Genomic DNA, 17858 nt, shown 5'->3' on the forward strand with positions numbered 1-17858 from the left:
GACGGGCGAAGCACCACGCTTCGCCCGTTTTCTCTCCCGCTCGCAATCTCGCTCAGGGCAACGTACGCGGCATTAAATCCCCAGCAGTAATTGTCTTTCCAATTGCGGATTCAGCAAGGTTACGTGCAGCCCGACCAGACGCACGCCGCGCCCTGCCCGCCGCTCTTCCCAGGTTTTTTTCGCCACGTCGATCAGGTCTTCTTTATTCAGCACTGGCCAGACGTGCTCCTGAGTCGTCTGCTGGAAATCGTCAAACTTCAGCTTTACGCCCTGCCTGGCGATCAGCAGATCGGGCTTAATCACCTTTAGCCGCCGTTCCAGCTCCGCATAGAGAAAATCGATGATTTCCAGGCACGCTTCCCATTCATGAATATCCGCCGACAGCGTGCGCTCCACGCCCAGCGATTTACGCAGGCGATCCGTTACCACCTCGCGCTCGTCGATGCCGTTACAGCGCTCCCACAGCACGCGGCCAAACTTGCCGAAGCGCTTTAGCAGCGCGGCCAGATCCGTTTTCTGCACGTCGGCGCAGGTGTGCAGCCCCAGCTCCTCCAGCTTTTTCGCGGTGACCTTGCCGACGCCGGGTATTTTTGCCAGCGGCAGCGTCAGCAGAAACTGCGGGAGTTCCTGCGGCGTGATCACAAACTGGCCGTCCGGCTTATTCATATCCGAAGCGATTTTTGCGACGAATTTAATCGGCGCCACCCCGGCCGACGCGGTGAGATCCAGTTCGCGGGCGATGGTCTGCCGGATCTCCCGCGCCATCAGCGTGGCGGATCCGTGGCAGTGCGGGCTGTCGGTAACGTCCAGGTAGGCCTCGTCCAGCGACAGCGGTTCGATAAGCGAGGTATAGCGCGAGAAAATATCCCGAATATGCGCGCTGGCTTCTTTATAAGCGTCAAAACGGCCGGGGATCACTTTCAGATGCGGGCAAAGCTTAAGGGCCGTCGCGGTCGCCATCGCGCTGTGCACGCCAAACTTCCTGGCGGGATAGTTAGCGGTGCTGATCACGCCGCGCTTGTGCTGGCTGCCGCCAATAGCGATAGGGATATTGCGCAGGCTGGGATCGTCGCGCATCTCCACCGCCGCATAAAAGCAGTCCATATCTACATGTATAATCTTGCGCATTCGCCCCTCCGCCAGCACTGGATAAGTATACAGGCAGCGAGCGCGTTTTCAACAGGTTAACGGGCGGCCGAAGCGCAGCGGCAGCGGCCTGGCGCAACTTTTCTCGGTTTTTTCTACGCGGCTCTCTTGATAAAAAAATAGACAATGCTAATGTGACGCAGCTTTTACGGATATTTCCGAAACTGCGAGTCAACCACGTCTTCGGACGGCGTATCAACCCTACTATCAAGGGAACCAGAATGGGCAAAATCGCACTGCTGTTTGCGATGTTTTTTCTGCCAGCCGTTGTTTTCGCCAGCGCGCCGGTCGCACCGATCGCTCCTCTGGCGCCGGTAAGCAAAGAGTTAAAGAAGCAGTTACTCGGCACACCTGTTTATATTCAGATCTTTAAAGAAGAACGCACGCTTGAGCTGTATGGCAAAATCGGCACCGAATATCGGCTGCTCGACAGCTACCGTATCTGTAATTTCTCCGGCGGGTTAGGCCCTAAACGTCGCCAGGGCGATTTTAAAAGTCCGGAAGGGTTTTATAGCGTGGGGCTTTCCCAGCTGAAGCCGGACAGCCGCTTTTATCGCGCTATTAATACGGGTTTTCCGAACGAATATGACCGCCAGCAGGGTTATGAAGGGAAATACCTGATGATCCACGGGAACTGCGTTTCCGTGGGCTGCTATGCCATGACGGATGCCAATATCGACGATATCTATCGCTATGTGGAAGCGGCGCTGCGCAACGGCCAGCCGCGCGTGGCCGTCAGCATTTATCCATTCCGCATGACCGACAGCAACCTGCAGCGCCATCGCTATTCGGTTTATTTCAGCTTCTGGCAGCAGCTCCAGCCCGGCTACGCCGAGTTTGTGAAAAACCGCCAGCCGCCGGCAATGGGCGTCAGCGGCGGCAAGTACGTGCTGAACAGCCCGTTGCTGAACGATGCCACCAGCCAGTCAGCGCTGGCGCTCTCCGAGGCAAAATAACGCCCAGTCGCCTGGCGCAATTTTGTGCCAGGTTTCGTTGCCCGTTAAGGGCTGAGTGGCGATCACCGTGACCACGTCATCCGGCGTGGTCTGCTTCTGAAAATCTATCTCCACGTCCTGATCCAGCAGCGTCGCTTTACCGAACGGCGCGCGACGCGTGATCCAGAACAGATTGGTCGAGCAGAACGCCATCAGATAGCGGCCATCCGACAGCAGCATATTAAATACGCCCTTTTCCCGCAGTTCCGTCGCCAGCTCCGCAATATAGCGAAACACCGCCGGCCAGTTGCCCGGCGTGCGCGGGTAGCGCGTGGTCAGCTTATGCAGCAGCCAGCAGAACGCCTGCTCGCTGTCCGTCTCGCCTATCGGGCGAAAAGGGCCGGTTTCCAGCCCGCGATAGCCTTTCAGCTGGCCGTTATGCGCGTAGGTCCAGTTGCGTCCCCACAGCTCGCGGGTAAAAGGATGGGTGTTTTCCAGCGACACCTCGCCACGGTTCGCCTGACGAATATGCGCCACCACCGAGCAGGATTTTATCGGATAATCCTGCACCAGGCGCGCTATCGGCGAATTAAAGCTGGGCTGCGGATCTTTAAACGTCCGGCAGCCTTTCCCTTCGTAAAAGGTGATGCCCCAACCATCCTTATGCGGGCCGGTTTTTCCGCCGCGCTGCACAAGCCCGGTAAAGCTGAAACAGATGTCCGTAGGGACATTCGCGCTCATCCCGAGCAGTTCGCACATAGCCGTTCCTCGCGTCAGTTACTTCGCCATCTCTTTTTCAATCAGCAGGATCAGGATATGAATAACTTTGATATGAATTTCCTGAATGCGATCGGCGTAGCCAAAGTGCGGCACGCGGATTTCCACATCGGCCGTTCCGGCCATTTTGCCGCCGTCCTTGCCGGTCAGGGTAATCACTTTCATTCCCTGCGCGCGCGCCGCCTCTACCGCTTTAATCACATTAGCAGAGTTGCCGGAAGTCGAAATGCCCAGCAGCACGTCGCCCGCGCGGCCCACGGCCTCAACATAGCGTGAGAAGATATGATCGTAACCAAAATCGTTGCCCACGCAGGAGATATGGCTGACGTCGGAGATAGCGATTGCCGGATAGCCGGGACGGTTGTCGCGATAGCGGCCGGTCAGCTCCTCGGCGAAGTGCATGGCGTCGCAGTGTGAACCGCCGTTGCCGCAGGAAAGCACCTTGCCGCCGGCTTTGAATGAATCCGCCAGCAGTACCGCAGCACGCTGAATAGCATGGATATTGGCGTCATCGCTGAGGAAATTATTGAGCGTGTCCTGTGCTTCACTCAGCTCGGCGCGAATGATGTCCTGATACATAGGGAGAGTCCTTTTAGGTGAGGTCTGCGGCAGTTTAGCAAGTTGCCACGCGGGCGAAAAGCGCCCTGCCCGTTCACGCGGCGCTTTGCCCTGTGCCGGTCGCGCTTTGTGAGCCAGGTTGTAATTATCATGTAAATAGATTGATAAAGAAAATCATCTCTATTACATCTGTAGCTAACAGGTCAGACCTCTTACAACTTACGGAGCGATGGTTATGATGGTTTTCAGTTGCGTGGCGACAATTTTGCTCATTGGCGCGCTGTTTTATCACCGTGTTAACCTGCGGCTGGCGAGCCTGCTCGTGCTGCTCTGGACGGCAGCCTGGGCGATGGCTGGCGTCTGGACGCCGTGGCTGCTGGTACCGTTAGCGATTATTCTGCTGCCCTTCAACGTGCTGCCGCTGCGGCAGGCGCTTTTTTCCAGACCGATGTTGAAGACCTTCCAGAAAGTGATGCCGCCGATGTCGCGCACGGAAAAAGAAGCGATCGACGCCGGCACTACCTGGTGGGAAGGCGATCTGTTTCGCGGACGGCCGGACTGGAACAAACTGCATGACTATCCGCAGCCAAGGCTGACGCCGGAAGAGCAGGCTTTTCTGGATGGCCCGGTAGAAGAAGCGTGCCGACTGGCTAATGATTTTCAGATAACCCATGAGATGGCCGACCTGCCGCCGGAGCTGTGGGCTTATCTGAAAGAGCAGCGTTTCTTCGCGATGATCATCAAAAAAGAGTACGGCGGCCTTGAGTTCTCCGCCTATGCCCAGGCGCGCGTGCTGCAAAAGCTGGCGGGCGTTTCCGGTATCCTGGCGATTACCGTTGGCGTGCCTAACTCGCTTGGCCCAGGCGAGCTGTTGCAGCATTACGGCACCGACGAGCAGAAAGATTACTATCTGCCCCGGCTGGCTAGCGGCCTGGAAATCCCTTGTTTTGCGCTGACCAGCCCGGAAGCGGGTTCCGACGCGGGCGCTATCCCGGACGTGGGCGTGGTGTGCCGGGGCGAGTGGCAGGGCCAGCAGGTGCTGGGAATGCGGCTGACCTGGAACAAGCGCTATATCACGCTGGCACCGGTCGCCACGGTGCTGGGCCTGGCGTTTAAGCTTTCCGATCCCGACCATCTGCTGGGCGAAAAAGAAGAGCTGGGCATTACCTGCGCGCTGATCCCAACCCAGACGCCGGGCGTGGAAATCGGCAAGCGCCACTTCCCGCTCAACGTACCTTTCCAGAACGGCCCGACGCGCGGCGACGCTATTTTCGTGCCGATTGACTATATTATCGGCGGGCCGGCGATGGCCGGTCAGGGCTGGCGGATGCTGGTGGAATGCCTCTCGGTCGGACGCGGCATCACGCTGCCGTCCAACTCCACCGGCAGCCTGAAAAGCATCGCGCTGGCTATTGGTGCCTATGCCCATATCCGTCGCCAGTTCCGTCTGCCTATCGGCAAGATGGAAGGGATCGAAGAGCCGCTGGCGCGCATCGCCGGAAACGCTTATGTGATGGACGCGGCCGCCTCGCTGATCACCAGCGGCATTATGCTGGGCGAGAAACCGGCGGTGCTCTCCGCTATCGTAAAATATCACTGCACCCATCGCGGCCAGCGCGCCATTATGGATGCGATGGATATCGCCGGCGGTAAAGGCATTATGCTGGGTAAAAGCAATTTCCTGGCCCGAGCCTATCAGGGCGCGCCGATCGCCATTACCGTTGAGGGCGCGAACATTCTGACCCGCAGCATGATCATCTTCGGTCAGGGTGCTATTCGTTGTCATCCCTATATCCTTGCGGAAATGGCGGCGGCCCAGGATCATAATCTGCACGCGTTTGATAAAGCGTTGTTTCACCATGTCGGCCACGTCGCCAGCAATAATCTGCGTAGCCTGTGGCTGGGCCTGACCGCTGGCCGCACCAGTAAAACGCCGACCCGCGATGCAACCCGCCGTTACTATCAGCATCTGAACCGCTTAAGCGCCAACCTGGCCCTGCTTTCTGATATTTCGATGTCGGTACTGGGCGGCAGCCTGAAACGCCGCGAACGCATCTCTGCACGCCTCGGCGACGTGCTCAGCCAGCTTTATCTCGCCTCCGCCACGCTGAAGCGTTATGAAGACGAAGGCCGCAACGAGGCCGATCTGCCGCTGGTGCACTGGGGCGTGCAGGATGCGCTGAACCAGGCCGAAACCGCTATTGAGGATCTGCTGCGCAACTTCCCGAACCGGCTGGTCGCGGGTTTGTTGCAGGTTGTCGTCTTCCCGCTGGGCCGCCACTGCCGCGCGCCTTCCGACCGGCTTGACCATCAGCTGGCGCGTATTCTGCAAGTGCCTTCGGCCACACGCTCTCGCTTAGGGCGCGGCCAGTATCTGACGCCGGGCGAAAATAACCCGGCAGGCCAGCTGGAAGAAGCATTAACGGACGTGATAGCGGCGGAAGCTATCCATGACAGACTGAACAAGAAAGCGCAAAAGCCGCTCTCCTTTACCCGTCTGGACAAGCTGGCGCAAAAAGGCCTGGTGGAAAAATGGCTGACGGAAGAAGAGGCCGCCGTGCTGACGCGTGCCGAAGCCAGTCGCCTGCGCTCCATTAACGTGGACGAGTTTGAGGCGGATGCACTGGCAACGCAGCCGGTAAAGCAGCAGGATGATCCTTTGCATAAGGATCGGACGGAGAAAAGCCAGCCGCAGGCAGAAACCGAACGCAAAACGGAAGCCGCCTGAGTTGTCCGGCAGTCGTCGTGAAAGGTAGCGGCCTCGGCAATGGAATAAGGGAACCGGAAACGGTTCCCTTTTTGGCTTAACCGCCTCCGCTTTCTCAAGCAGGCCCTCTTTGTGCAGATCGGCTACACGCCTGCTTTCCTGAACCCGGTTTAAAATTAAGGCGAAACGAAGCAGATAAAGGGACAGAAAGCATGTATCCAGCCGAAGCGACATTAAAGGCTTTGCTTGATCAAAGGGCAGAGAAGACCTTTCCCGCCCTTGCTATGGCTATTGGCAAAGGCGATAAACTAATATGGCAGGCGGCAGCGGGCTACGCTGATGCTAAAAACCACCTCAGGGCCACGCCGGAAACGCTGTTTGGCATTGGCAGCATCACCAAGGTTTTTGTAGCGGTCATCATCCTGCAGCTGGTTGAAGAAGGCTCCCTGACGCTTGACGCTTTCCTCGCAGACTGGCTGGCGGAAGAGAGCCTGGCAGGCGTCGCCAATGCAGAAACCGTTACCGTCAGGCAGCTGCTTGCACATTATTCCGGGATACCCAGCTGGGAAAACCAGCAGGCATGGATTTATGCAGCGCGCGGTCGGGAGGTCAAACCGGATAAGATATGGCTGCCGGAGGAAAACCTGGACTTTATCCGGGGGAAAAGCCCGCTCTGCCAGCCTGGAGAAGCCTTTCACTATTCCAACAGCAACTTTACGTTACTGGGTTTACTGATTGAAAAAGTCACCTCCCACGCGTTCGAAGAAGCCTTGCGCCAAAGAATCATCGGCCCGTTGCGGCTAAAAAATACCTTTCTTGAAACGTCGTTTTCTTCAGGCAGGAAAAACCTGGCGAAAAGATTTCACAGGCTGGATGCGCATTTTATTAAAAATGCCGGGATCTCAGCTTATTTCAAGGCAGAGCCTGGCGATCTTCTGGACGTTTCCGCCGTTAATCTGTCCGTTGAGTGGGCTGCCGGCGGCATCGTTTCTACCGCACAGGATGTGATGACTTTTATACTGGCGCTGAAAAATGGAAAATTGCTCAACCCTGAAAGCATGGCGGCAATGCAGCGCTGGCTGCCGGCCGATAGCGGAGAAATGGGGTTAAGCTTATTCAGAATAAATACCGATGGCGGGCCGGCTACAGGACATGGCGGCAACGTGCTCGGCGCCAGCGCCTGCGTATGGTGGTATGAAAAAGCCAACTGTGCGGTCGCCCTTCTCACCAATGTAGGTTCAATGCATGCGGCCCCTGAGGCTGACTGCGCAAGCGCACTTTTTAAAAACTCTGCGGCAGGTAGCCTGGCCCGACAAATCGCCGCGCATTATTAACCCCTTAAAGTCTGGCGCGGTGCGGCGTCCGGCCCGCCAGGCCGATGCCAGCGCCCTCCGGCAATGCCATACCGCACGGTGAAACGCGGTACAGCCTTAAAAATTACAGGTATAATCCCTGAATTATTCAACAGCCTCAGAAACGAAAATGACAAAACTTACCTTACAAGAGCAGATGCTGAAAGCTGGATTAGTGACCAGCAAAAAAATGGATAAGGTCCAGAGAACGGCTAAAAAATCACGGGTTCAGGCTCGCGAGGCAAGAGCGGCCGTGGAAGAAAATAAAAAAGCCCAGCTTGAGCGCGATAAGCAGCTAAACGAGCAGCAGAAACAGGCGGCTTTATCCAAAGAGTATAAGGCTCAGGTGAAGCAGCTGATTGAAATGAACAGGATCGTTGTTGCAAGAGGCAATATTGATTTTAACTTCACGGATAACAATCTTATTAAGAAAATTACCGTGGATAAGCTTACTCAGGCGCAGCTGACAAGCGGTCGCCTCGCCATCGCTCGTCTCACGAGTGATAACGGCGGCGAGCACCAGTACGCTATTATCCCCGCGAGCGTAGCCGATAAAATTGCGCAGCGGGATGCGAGCAGCATCGTATTAAACAGCACCCTGAGTCAGGAAGAGCAGGATGAAGAAGATCCGTATGCCGACTTTAAAGTGCCTGACGATCTGATGTGGTAATAAACGCCTGCGGCCTGGGGTTATCTGACCTCATCCAGCCGCTCTTACGTTAGTTCCGGACGGGGTCGCTTTCAGAACGGGCTGGCATGACGGGTTTCTATCCGCTGCTGGCTAACGGGATGAACGAAATGCAGTTCGCTGGCGTGCAGCATCATGCGCGGCGTCCGTTCGGTGCCTGGCAGCAGGCGTCCGCCATAAAGATCGCATCCCCAGATAGGGTGGCCCAGCAGCTGGCAGTGAATGCGGAGTTGATGGGTGCGCCCGGTTTCCGGCGTCAGCTGTACTCGCGTCAGCGGCAGCGACGTTCCGTTTTCCAGCTCATGATAAAAACGCTCAACGACCCGATAGCCGGAGCGAGCGGGCTTGCCGTGGGTGGCGCAAATTGACATCAGCGGGAACAGCGCCGGATCTTTGGCAATCGCGGCGTCTATCACCCCTTCGTCATCATCGGCATGTCCACAAAGCAGCGCGCTGTACACCTTGGTTACGGCGCGCTGGCTGAACTGCTGGCAGAGAGCGGCATTGATCGCCTTAGTGCGCGCAACCACCATCAGCCCGGAAGTGCCGAAATCCAGACGGTGAACCAGGGTGCAGCCGGGAAATAGCTTTACCAGCCGATGATGCACCGAATCCAGATTCTGCGGGTTTTTCCCCGAGAGGCTCAGCAACCCGGCGGGTTTAGCGATCAGCAGCAGATACTCGTCCTGATAAAGGATAGCTATTTCGTCATGGCACGGCGGAGCAATAAAGGTGTCGGGGATCACAGGCATCGGGTTACCGCACGGAGAGTGGCTGCGGATGATAACGAATTTTCAGCCCGCTGACGAATCTGTCTGCGCCCCGTGCTTAGCTTTCTCTCCGTCACGCCAATACTTCCCTCACCCTCGCCGCGCTTTTGTCGGCCTCGCATAGCCGAAAATTATCGTCCAGACTTAAAGTAAAGGCGTAGTCTGCGCGGGCATTGTGCTTTACACTGCGCGCTGCAAAAACTGAGTAGATAATCGATTAAGTAGGCGGTAATGGCGATGAACGGAACGATCACAACCTGGTTTAAAGATAAAGGCTTCGGATTTATCAAAGATGAAAACGGCGATAACCGTTATTTTCATGTGATTAAGGTCGCCAACCCAGACCTGATTAAAAAAGATGCGGCGGTAACTTTCGAGCCTACCACCAACAGCAAAGGGCTGTCAGCCTATGCGGTGAAAGTCGTCCCGGAAAGCAAATACATCTATATTGCAGGCGAGCGCCTGAAGCTCACCGCCATTAAAAATTACGTGGTGTTCAGCGAAGAAGTGCCGGTCGATGCCCGTATTGATAAAGAAAATCCGGTGCTTTCCGTGGGCGTATTGATGAGCAGCATCCGGCCGAAATCATCGGTTAAGCCAGGAGAAATGCGTACGCTGAAAAAACTGGCGATCACCACCTTCCAGGGCACCACGCTGATCTTCTCGGAAGATGAAATTGATATTGATGCGACGGTGAAACTGCTCAAGATGTAAATTAAGCCAAAATCCCGCAGCGTTAGCGGGATCCCCGCCCCGCTGGCCGGCCCGAATGTTCAGTACAGGGCGCGGCTGGCGGGTTGGCACCATTTTATCGGGCCGAAACCGCCTTGCGTAACGCCTCAGCCGTTCTGGCGCACTCGCGCTATCAGCGCATCAATGTTTTCGACATGGTCGGCGGCCAGAATGAGCGTTCTGCCCAGCGTTATCGCCTGACGGACGCATTCCGCTTTCATCACTTCATCCTGAATCGTTTTGATATCGGCAACCTGCGACATGCCCACGGTACGACGGATCAGCTCTGTGCCGCAGTAGCCCAGCGTATCGCGCCAGACTTTTGCCAAAAATTCGGCGGCATACCCCGGATAAGCCAGCGCGCGATCCCGCGTTTTTTCGGCAGCCAGCGCCAGGAAACCTTCGGCAAAGCTCTGCCAGGTTGTACGCACGTCGTCCAGGCGCTTTTCCCGCGCGTCGGCCGCTTCACGCGGCGCCAGCAGGCCGGGCAGCGCGCAGTAGTTGATTAGTAAATTACCTAATGCACTGCCAACGTCAAAACCCATCGGGCCGTAAAAGCCAAATTCCGCATCGATCACTTTCAGGCTGTTTTCCGCGACGAAGATCGACCCGCTGTGCACATCGCCGTGCAGCAGCGCTTCCGCATTCGACAGAAAACGATGCTTCAGCCCGGCAACCTTCTGGCGCAGCTCGTCATCGGTACGCAGCTGAGCGACCAGCGACTCCAGCGCGCGCGGATAGCCGTTGCGCTCATGCACTTCATACGGCTCGTTAAAGAAGAGCTCTTCGGTGATATCGCACAGCTCTGGGTTGGTAAAACGGATAACGTCCGCTTTTTTCTGATACGGATGCTGATAAAAGTCGGAGGTATGGAACAGCGTCTGCGCCAGATATTCGCCCAGCTGCGCGGCGGCCTGCGGATAATCAATGCCTTTCACCTGCTCACCGCGCCAGATAGCGTGGCTGGAAAGATCTTCCATCACCATTACCGCCAGCGCCGGATCGTAATGCAGAATTTTTACCGTATGCGCCGGACAAAACTGGCCGTGGATTTGCAGCACTTCTGCCTCAATGCGCGCGCGATCGAGCGTCAACGGCCAGGATTCACCCACGCAACGGACATAGGGGAGCGCCTGCTTAACGACGATGCGGCTGACGTCGTCACGATCGAAGATTTTAAAAACAAGGTTAAGATTACCGTCGCCAATTTCCTGCGAACTGACCAGGCTTTGTGGGTCGGCAACGCCGCCAAATTCACGGGCATATTCCACCGCATCAGCTGCGGTGAACGTACGGTATTGCGACATTAACTCCCCCTCCACGTTTTAACTTGTCTGCTGCCTTCTTTACCTCAAGCCGTTCAGACGTCTATACATCCGTCAGGCATGTTGGCACAATATGACCTGACTACGCAACCAGGATTTAACCTTCATGCAGACACTAAGCACAACCAGCTTACAAGTTCGTGACAACCAGCTGTGGATCCTTGACCAGCAGGCGCTGCCGCAAAAGAAGATTTGGTGTCCAACGCCCGATGTGGCGGCGCTGGTCGAACATATTAAAACGCTGCGTGTACGCGGCGCGCCGCTGATTGGCCTTTCCGCCAGCCTGCTGCTGGCCCTGCTGGCGGAAAACGGTATGCCTAAACCGGCGCTGAGTGATGCGCTGGAAGTGCTGCGCGCCTCCCGCCCTACCGCCGTTAATCTGATGAACAATCTGGATCGGATGAAACTGGCGCTGGCTCAGGAGCACTTTGTCACCGCGCTGACTTTTGAAGCGCTGCGGCTGGTAGCAGAAGATAAAGCGCTGTGTGACAGCATTGCAGCGGCAGGCGTGAAGCTAATCAAGCCCGGCAGCCGCCTGCTGACCCACTGTAATACCGGCGGTCTGGCGACGGCCGGCGTCGGCACCGCACTGGGCGTGATTGCGCGCGGCTGGCAGGAAGGCCGGGTGGAAAAGGTCTGGGTAGATGAGACGCGCCCACTGTTGCAGGGCGGCCGCCTGACGGCCTGGGAGCTGGGCGAACTGGGCGTACCCTATCGTCTGATCTGCGACAGCATGGCGGCCAGCCTGATGGCGAAAAAACAGGTCGATGCCATCTGGGTTGGCGCGGATCGTATTGCCGCCAACGGCGACGTGGCGAACAAGATTGGCACCTACAGCCTGGCGGTGCTGGCGCACTACCACAATGTTCCCTTCTACGTGGCTGCGCCGCACACCACGCTTGATGCGCACTGCCCGAATGGGGACGCCATCCCGATCGAACAGCGAGCCGCCAGCGAAGTCACGGGCGTGACGGGCAGTTTCGGCCAGGTGCAGTGGGCGCCGGAAGATGCGCAGGTCTATAATCCGGCCTTTGACGTCACGCCAGCGGCGCTGATAAGCGGCTGGGTGCTGGATACGGGCGTGGTCACGCCAGCCCAGGTTGAGGCAGGGGTTTTTCAGGCGGTGGATTGAGAGGCATAAACAAGAGCCTGTACGATGAAAAGTGGCTGGATTGCAAAATCTGTCGTTTCCAGGTTGTGCAACTCAAAGCGCTTTTATTAAAGCGAGGCTCTTTTCTTTTACGAACCTTGCCCTTAACACAAAGGGCTTTATTACCCAAATACAGCCCCAGCTTCACATACAGGAAAATAATACAACATTGAAGCCGTTAATCGCTCAGCGCTGAAGCTTTTCAACCTGTACCGTTAACTTTTAATTATCTGCGGCTTACTCCTCGCAGGAAAAAAACGGATTTTCGCCCCAATCTGAAGCGAGGAAAGGTATGTGCCTCCTTGAATAGCCAATAATAGTTATTTGTGTATCGCTTTTTTTTATATAGTGAATGCATTCATCGGAAGCCATGCCGTTTGGATTAAATCTTAAATCGACAGTCAGCCCTTTGAAGGTTTCTTCATACCACGTTGGGCCACAGTGATAGTGCCAATAATTTTGCTCTTCATAGCCATCTGAACCAGCGATTTTTTCATAATTATCGTTGACCCATGATGGTTTATTCTTTCCTTTCAGAGCGCGGCCTTCACCAATATCTATTGCAAACCTGGCGATTGTCCTTTGTTCGTCAGGAGTCAGATATATCCAGTCAGTTGAAAAAGGCTCATCTAAACTGCCAGGATTGAACTCATCGGAAAGAGTGGCCTGGATTTTCACAAGTCGTCCTTACTTGTTATCGATATAGTGACTACCGCTGCTTGCGATTAGCCGCAGACAGAAAATCCTCTACCGTCATGCCTGGTTTATAGCTGACGCTCTTGCCAGGCGTAGTTTTACCACGGTTAAGAATGGCCTTACCTATTTTATCCCAACACTGATGCGCTTCTTCCTCACGCGCCATACGCTTTAGTTCCTGAACATGCATACTATGCTCCACTCCACCAGATTGCTTTGCGATGGTGTTTTTTAACGACATCGCCAGTGTACGTCTTTTAACCACTTCCGGGCAAAGAGAAACTGTCAGCAATAATGCTAAGCGCCTTCCAAAACTTTAACGTTTTCCCGAGCCAGGTTAATCAGTCCAGATTACGAGCGTTCGGGGGATGAGCTCAATTCGTACGGCCCTGAACCAGTTTTGTACCCGCTGTTACGGCAATGCCATCCCGTAATCTGTTAATCTCGCTGGCCCTTTGCTGCGTCCAATAAAAAAGCGGGCCCTGAACGCTCCGCTGCCTTAACTCAGACAACGCATTGTTCAGAACCCGCTCTTTCCGCGATCGGACAGCTATCAGGCGTAGCCGTAGCTCATCAGACGCTGATAGCGACGATCCAGCAGCTCTTCTTTGCTTAGCTCGTCCAGCTCGGCCAAATCGGCCAGCAGCTGTGCCTTCATCGAAGCGCCAATCGCCAGCGGATCGCGGTGCGCGCCGCCCAGCGGCTCCGGGATCACCGAATCGATCAGCTTCAGCTCTTTCAAACGCGGAGCGATAATGCCCATCGCTTCTGCGGCCAGCGGCGCTTTATCCGCGCTTTTCCACAGAATTGACGCACAGCCTTCCGGCGAAATCACCGAGTAGGTGCTGTACTGCAGCATATTCACTTTGTCGCCGACGCCAATCGCCAGCGCGCCGCCGGAGCCGCCCTCACCGATAACGGTACAGATAACCGGAACGGTCAGGCCAGACATCTCACGCAGGTTACGTGCGATAGCCTCAGACTGCCCGCGCTCTTCCGCGCCCACGCCCGGATAAGCGCCCGGCGTATCGATAAAGGTCACGATCGGCATATTAAAACGCTCGGCCATTTCCATCAGGCGCAGCGCCTTACGGTAACCTTCCGGCGCCGGCATGCCAAAGTTACGACGGATCTTCTCTTTGGTCTCGCGGCCTTTCTGATGACCGATGATCATCACCGGACGGCCTTCCAGGCGAGCAATGCCGCCGACGATAGCTTTGTCGTCCGCGTAAGCGCGATCGCCAGCCAGCTCGTCGAAATCGGTAAAGACATTACGGACATAGTCCAGCGTATAAGGACGCAAAGGATGACGCGCCAGCTGCGCGATCTGCCATGCACCTAAATCGGAGAAGATTTTCCGGGTCAGCTCGACGCTTTTTTCGCGCAGACGCTGGATCTCTTCATCCAGGTTAATATCCAGTTTTTCATCCTGACGGCCAACCGACTTCAGCGAGTCAATTTTCGCTTCAAGTTCTGCGATTGGCTGTTCGAAATCCAGGTAATTAAGACTCATAATATTCCTGTTTTAGTCAAACTCCAGTTCCACCTGCTCCGACCCGATCAGCGATCGCAGGTCGTTTAATAAACGATCGCTGGGCGATACGCGCCACGCTGCACCGAAGCGCAGCCTCGCCCGCGCATCCTCTCTCTGATAGTAGAGATGAACCGGAATAGTCCCCGAACGATAAGGTTCCAGGGATTGGCGGAGACGGTTTAAAAGCTGGTCATCAATTTGCCTGTCCGTCAGCGAGATAGCAAGCCCGCGAGCATATTTTTCACGGGCTTCATCAATGTCCATCACATCGCGAGCGGTCATTTTAAGCCCGCCGCTGAAGTCATCGAAGCTGACCTGTCCGCTGACGATCAGGATACGGTCTTTTTCCAGCAAATGCTGGAACTTATCAAGTGCATCGGTGAATAACATCACTTCCAGACGACCGGATCGGTCGTCCAGCGTACAAATACCGATACGGTTTCCGCGTTTTGTTACCATTACGCGAGCCGCCACCACCAGACCGACGGCCATGGTCATTTTGCCACGTTCGGTCGGGTGCATGTCTTTCAGGCGCATTCCTCCCACGTAGCGCTCGATCTCTTTCAGATACTGATTAATCGGGTGCCCGGTTAAGTAAAGCCCTAAGGTTTCTCTTTCGCCATCCAGCCTGACCTGTTCTGGCCACGGCGTCACGTCGGCGTAGGATTTTTCAATCTGTTCCGGCTCATCGGCCAGCACGCCGAACATATCCGCCTGGCCAATGGCCTCGGCTTTGGCGTGTTGATCCGCCGCTTTCAGCGCATCGTTCAGCGCGCTCATCAGGGCCGCACGGTGTGGCCCAAGCCGGTCGAACGCGCCGGACATAATCAGCTTTTCCAGCACGCGCCGGTTAAGCTTTTTGGTATCGGTACGCGCGCAAAGATCGAACAGTTCCCGGAAGTAGCCGTCTTTATTACGCGCTTCCAGAATCGCTTCGATCGGGCCTTCGCCCACGCCTTTGATTGCGCCGATACCATAAACGATTTCGCCATCGTCATTCACGTGGAACGGATACAGCCCGGCGTTGATATCCGGCGGCAGGACTTTCAGCCCCATCCGCCAGCATTCGTCCACCAGGCCAACCACCTTCTCGGTGTTATCCATATCGGCCGTCATTACCGCCGCCATAAACTCGGCCGGATAGTGCGCCTTCAGCCACAGCGTCTGGTAGGAAACCAGCGCGTAAGCGGCGGAGTGCGACTTGTTAAAGCCGTAACCGGCGAACTTCTCCACCAGGTCGAAGATTTTTATCGCCAGCTCGCCGTCGATGCCGCGCGCTTTCGCGCCGTCTTCAAAGCCGCCGCGCTGTTTGGCCATTTCGACCGGGTTCTTTTTACCCATCGCACGACGCAGCATATCCGCGCCGCCGAGGCTGTAGCCCGCCAGCACCTGCGCAATCTGCATCACCTGTTCCTGATACAGGATAATGCCATAGGTCGGTTCCAGCACCGGCTTCAGCGACTCATGCTGCCACTGAATGTCAGGATAGGAAATCGCTTCGCGCCCGTGCTTACGGTCGATAAAGTTATCTACCATGCCCGACTGAAGGGGGCCAGGGCGGAACAGCGCCACCAGTGCGATCATATCTTCAAAGCAGTCCGGCTTCAGACGCTTGATCAGATCCTTCATGCCGCGCGATTCAAGCTGGAACACCGCCGTGGTTTCCGAGCGCTGTAGCATATCGAAACTTTTCTTGTCATCAAGCGGAATCGCCGCGATATCGACAGGCGGCTCGCCGTGCTTCTTGCGACGGGCGTTAATCATCGCCAGCGCCCAGTCGATAATGGTCAGCGTACGCAGCCCCAGGAAGTCAAACTTCACCAGACCGGCGTATTCCACGTCGTTCTTGTCGAACTGGGTAACCGGATGGTTGCCGTTTTCGTCGCAGTAGAGCGGCGCAAAGTCGGTGATTTGCGTAGGCGCAATCACCACGCCACCCGCATGTTTACCGGCGTTACGCGTGACGCCTTCCAGCTTGCGCGCCATATCGATCAGCGCTTTGACTTCCTCGTCCGCCTCGTAAATTTCCGGCAGCTGCGGCTCGGCCGCAAAAGCTTTTTCCAGCGTCATGCCCGGATCGGGCGGCACCAGTTTAGAGATACGATCGACGAAGCCGTAAGGATGCCCCAGCACGCGGCCCACGTCGCGGATCACCGCTTTCGCCGCCATCGTACCAAAGGTGATAATCTGCGAAACCGCCTTGCGGCCGTACATTTCGGCCACGTGCTCAATGACCAGATCGCGTTTTTCCATGCAGAAGTCGACGTCAAAGTCGGGCATGGAAACACGTTCCGGGTTAAGGAAGCGTTCGAACAGCAGGTCGAATTCCAGCGGATCGAGGTCGGTGATTTTCAGCGCATAGGCCACCAGCGAACCGGCGCCGGAACCACGGCCCGGCCCGACCGGCACGTTGTTATCCTTCGACCACTGGATAAACTCCATTACGATCAGGAAGTAGCCGGGGAAGCCCATCTGGTTGATAACGTTCAGCTCGATTTCGAGGCGCTCGTCATATGCCGGCCTTTTTTGCGCGCGCACTTCCGCGTCCGGGAACAGGAACTCAAGCCGCTCTTCCAGCCCCTCTTTCGATTTCATCACCAGGAAATCTTCGGTGGTCATATCGCCAGTCGGGAACTGCGGCAGGAAGTATTCGCCCAGGCGGATAGTGACGTTACAACGCTTAGCAATTTCCACGCTGTTGGCCAGCGCTTCCGGGATGTCCGAGAACAGCTCGCACATCTCATCAACGCTGCGCAGATATTGCTGAGGACTGTAGAGGCGTGGCCGTTTGGGATCGTCCAGCGTGAAGCCGTCGTGGATGGCTACGCGGATTTCATGCGCGTCAAAATCGTCCTCTTCCAGGAAGCAGACTTCATTGGTCGCCACAACCGGAATACCTTCGACCGTGGCCAGCTCAACGGCGGCGTGCAGCCAGGACTCTTCGTCAGGCCGACCGGTGCGGATCAGCTCCAGATAGTAGCGATTGGGGAAGTATTGCTTGTAGAACGCCAGGCATTCGGCCACCTGCGTCTGGTTGCCGCGCAGCTGCATTTTGCCAACGTCGCCCCGACGACCGCCGGAAAGCAGGATCAGGCCTTCGTTCAGCTCAATCAGCCAGTCGCGATCGATGGTCGGGCCGGCCGCGCCATAGCCGCGCTGATAGGCGCGTGAAATCAGCAGGGTAAGATTCTGGTAGCCGGTATTGGTCGCGGCCAGCACGGTCAGCTGCGACAGTTCTTCGCCCATCGCCTCGCTGGCAACGTTAAAGTCCGCGCCGATAATCGGCTTCATGCCCTGACCGTGGGCCGTGCCGTAAAACTTCACCAGTCCGCAAAGGTTGGTGAAGTCCGTAATGGCTATGGCGGGCATACCCATCGCCGCCGCTTTTTTCACCAGCGGGGCAGTCTTGGCTAATCCATCCACCATGGAGTAGTCGCTGTGTACGCGTAAATGAACAAAACGAGGTTCGGCCATCTTTAATCCTGCTG

General features: G+C 56.2%; 15 protein-coding genes. 6 read left to right on the forward strand and 9 right to left on the reverse strand.

Annotation, left to right across the window (positions count from 1 at the left end; genetic code table 11):
• Nucleotides 1–72: 72 nt before the first annotated feature.
• On the reverse strand, nucleotides 73–1128 hold the full coding sequence (gene dinB / locus QCD69_RS05870; RefSeq protein ID WP_301251345.1) for a DNA polymerase IV: 1056 nt from the start codon (nucleotides 1126–1128) through the stop codon (nucleotides 73–75).
• A 239-nt stretch (nucleotides 1129–1367) separates the two neighbouring features.
• Here dinB and dpaA point away from each other — a divergent pair, with 239 nt between their 5' ends.
• Nucleotides 1368–2102 (forward strand): peptidoglycan meso-diaminopimelic acid protein amidase, encoded by a 735-nt coding sequence (dpaA, locus tag QCD69_RS05875; RefSeq protein ID WP_253455166.1) that lies wholly within the window; start codon nucleotides 1368–1370, stop codon nucleotides 2100–2102.
• Here dpaA and QCD69_RS05880 read toward each other — a convergent pair.
• Nucleotides 2073–2840 carry a class II glutamine amidotransferase gene (locus QCD69_RS05880; RefSeq protein ID WP_253455167.1) on the reverse strand — a complete coding sequence of 256 codons (768 nt, stop codon included), beginning with the start codon at nucleotides 2838–2840 and terminating at the stop codon, nucleotides 2073–2075. The two genes, dpaA and QCD69_RS05880, sit on opposite strands and share 30 nt — an antisense overlap.
• 18 nt (nucleotides 2841–2858) lie before the next feature.
• A complete protein-coding gene (gene lpcA, locus QCD69_RS05885) occupies nucleotides 2859–3437 on the reverse strand; it encodes a D-sedoheptulose 7-phosphate isomerase (RefSeq protein ID WP_253455168.1) in 579 nt (192 codons plus the stop codon).
• 214 nt (nucleotides 3438–3651) lie between these two features.
• On the opposite strand from lpcA, the gene fadE reads away from it, so the two are divergent.
• The 3 genes from fadE to QCD69_RS05900 all read left to right on the forward strand — a co-directional run bounded on the left by fadE (nucleotide 3652) and on the right by QCD69_RS05900 (nucleotide 8145).
• Nucleotides 3652–6144: an acyl-CoA dehydrogenase FadE gene (gene fadE, locus QCD69_RS05890; RefSeq protein ID WP_301251347.1), complete on the forward strand. Its 2493-nt coding sequence runs from the start codon at nucleotides 3652–3654 to the stop codon at nucleotides 6142–6144.
• A gap of 191 nt (nucleotides 6145–6335) precedes the next feature.
• A complete protein-coding gene (locus QCD69_RS05895) occupies nucleotides 6336–7457 on the forward strand; it encodes a serine hydrolase domain-containing protein (RefSeq protein WP_301251349.1) in 1122 nt (373 codons plus the stop codon).
• Between the two features lie 148 nt (nucleotides 7458–7605).
• Entirely contained in the window at nucleotides 7606–8145 is a 540-nt protein-coding gene (locus tag QCD69_RS05900; RefSeq protein WP_301251351.1) for a DUF2058 domain-containing protein, read from the forward strand.
• A 71-nt stretch (nucleotides 8146–8216) separates the two neighbouring features.
• Here the strand turns inward: QCD69_RS05900 and QCD69_RS05905 are convergent, their stop codons facing one another.
• Nucleotides 8217–8915 carry an RluA family pseudouridine synthase gene (locus tag QCD69_RS05905; RefSeq protein WP_253455175.1) on the reverse strand — a complete coding sequence of 233 codons (699 nt, stop codon included), beginning with the start codon at nucleotides 8913–8915 and terminating at the stop codon, nucleotides 8217–8219.
• Nucleotides 8916–9164: 249 nt separating this feature from the next.
• Between QCD69_RS05905 and QCD69_RS05910 the strand changes: the two genes are divergently transcribed.
• On the forward strand, nucleotides 9165–9647 hold the full coding sequence (locus QCD69_RS05910; protein WP_125289108.1) for a cold-shock protein: 483 nt from the start codon (nucleotides 9165–9167) through the stop codon (nucleotides 9645–9647).
• A gap of 125 nt (nucleotides 9648–9772) precedes the next feature.
• Here QCD69_RS05910 and mtnK read toward each other — a convergent pair whose 3' ends face one another.
• Nucleotides 9773–10972: an S-methyl-5-thioribose kinase gene (gene mtnK, locus QCD69_RS05915; protein WP_301251354.1), complete on the reverse strand. Its 1200-nt coding sequence runs from the start codon at nucleotides 10970–10972 to the stop codon at nucleotides 9773–9775.
• 124 nt (nucleotides 10973–11096) lie between these two features.
• Between mtnK and mtnA the strand changes: the two genes are divergently transcribed.
• Entirely contained in the window at nucleotides 11097–12122 is a 1026-nt protein-coding gene (gene mtnA, locus QCD69_RS05920; RefSeq protein ID WP_301251356.1) for an S-methyl-5-thioribose-1-phosphate isomerase, read from the forward strand.
• A 255-nt stretch (nucleotides 12123–12377) separates the two neighbouring features.
• Here the strand turns inward: mtnA and QCD69_RS05925 are convergent, their stop codons facing one another.
• From QCD69_RS05925 to dnaE, 4 genes are all read right to left on the reverse strand, one after another.
• Nucleotides 12378–12818, reverse strand: a complete 441-nt coding sequence (locus QCD69_RS05925) for a hypothetical protein (RefSeq protein WP_253455179.1) — start codon at nucleotides 12816–12818, stop codon at nucleotides 12378–12380.
• Between the two features lie 31 nt (nucleotides 12819–12849).
• On the reverse strand, nucleotides 12850–13026 hold the full coding sequence (locus tag QCD69_RS05930) for a hypothetical protein (protein WP_253455180.1): 177 nt from the start codon (nucleotides 13024–13026) through the stop codon (nucleotides 12850–12852).
• A gap of 363 nt (nucleotides 13027–13389) precedes the next feature.
• Nucleotides 13390–14349: an acetyl-CoA carboxylase carboxyl transferase subunit alpha gene (gene accA, locus QCD69_RS05935; protein WP_125289105.1), complete on the reverse strand. Its 960-nt coding sequence runs from the start codon at nucleotides 14347–14349 to the stop codon at nucleotides 13390–13392.
• Between the two features lie 12 nt (nucleotides 14350–14361).
• Nucleotides 14362–17844: a DNA polymerase III subunit alpha gene (dnaE, locus tag QCD69_RS05940; protein WP_301251358.1), complete on the reverse strand. Its 3483-nt coding sequence runs from the start codon at nucleotides 17842–17844 to the stop codon at nucleotides 14362–14364.
• Nucleotides 17845–17858: the final 14 nt, after the last annotated feature.

Origin of the sequence: Erwinia sp. PsM31 (assembly GCF_030433775.1) — a bacterium.
In the GTDB taxonomy this organism is placed as follows: Bacteria; Pseudomonadota; Gammaproteobacteria; order Enterobacterales; family Enterobacteriaceae; genus Erwinia; species Erwinia aeris.

Excerpts from the sequence above, each read along its gene's own strand:
- QCD69_RS05880 (WP_253455167.1), bottom strand. The coding sequence starts at position 2,840 with ATGTGCGAACTGCTCGGGATGAGCGCGAATGTCCCTACGGACATCTGT.
- lpcA (WP_253455168.1), bottom strand. The coding sequence starts at position 3,437 with ATGTATCAGGACATCATTCGCGCCGAGCTGAGTGAAGCACAGGACACG.
- dinB (WP_301251345.1), bottom strand. The coding sequence starts at position 1,128 with ATGCGCAAGATTATACATGTAGATATGGACTGCTTTTATGCGGCGGTG.
- dnaE (WP_301251358.1), bottom strand. The coding sequence starts at position 17,844 with ATGGCCGAACCTCGTTTTGTTCATTTACGCGTACACAGCGACTACTCC.
- accA (WP_125289105.1), bottom strand. The coding sequence starts at position 14,349 with ATGAGTCTTAATTACCTGGATTTCGAACAGCCAATCGCAGAACTTGAA.
- QCD69_RS05895 (WP_301251349.1), top strand. The coding sequence starts at position 6,336 with ATGTATCCAGCCGAAGCGACATTAAAGGCTTTGCTTGATCAAAGGGCA.
- mtnA (WP_301251356.1), top strand. The coding sequence starts at position 11,097 with ATGCAGACACTAAGCACAACCAGCTTACAAGTTCGTGACAACCAGCTG.
- QCD69_RS05905 (WP_253455175.1), bottom strand. The coding sequence starts at position 8,915 with ATGCCTGTGATCCCCGACACCTTTATTGCTCCGCCGTGCCATGACGAA.
- QCD69_RS05930 (WP_253455180.1), bottom strand. The coding sequence starts at position 13,026 with ATGCATGTTCAGGAACTAAAGCGTATGGCGCGTGAGGAAGAAGCGCAT.
- QCD69_RS05900 (WP_301251351.1), top strand. The coding sequence starts at position 7,606 with ATGACAAAACTTACCTTACAAGAGCAGATGCTGAAAGCTGGATTAGTG.
- dpaA (WP_253455166.1), top strand. The coding sequence starts at position 1,368 with ATGGGCAAAATCGCACTGCTGTTTGCGATGTTTTTTCTGCCAGCCGTT.
- mtnK (WP_301251354.1), bottom strand. The coding sequence starts at position 10,972 with ATGTCGCAATACCGTACGTTCACCGCAGCTGATGCGGTGGAATATGCC.
- fadE (WP_301251347.1), top strand. The coding sequence starts at position 3,652 with ATGATGGTTTTCAGTTGCGTGGCGACAATTTTGCTCATTGGCGCGCTG.
- QCD69_RS05910 (WP_125289108.1), top strand. The coding sequence starts at position 9,165 with ATGGCGATGAACGGAACGATCACAACCTGGTTTAAAGATAAAGGCTTC.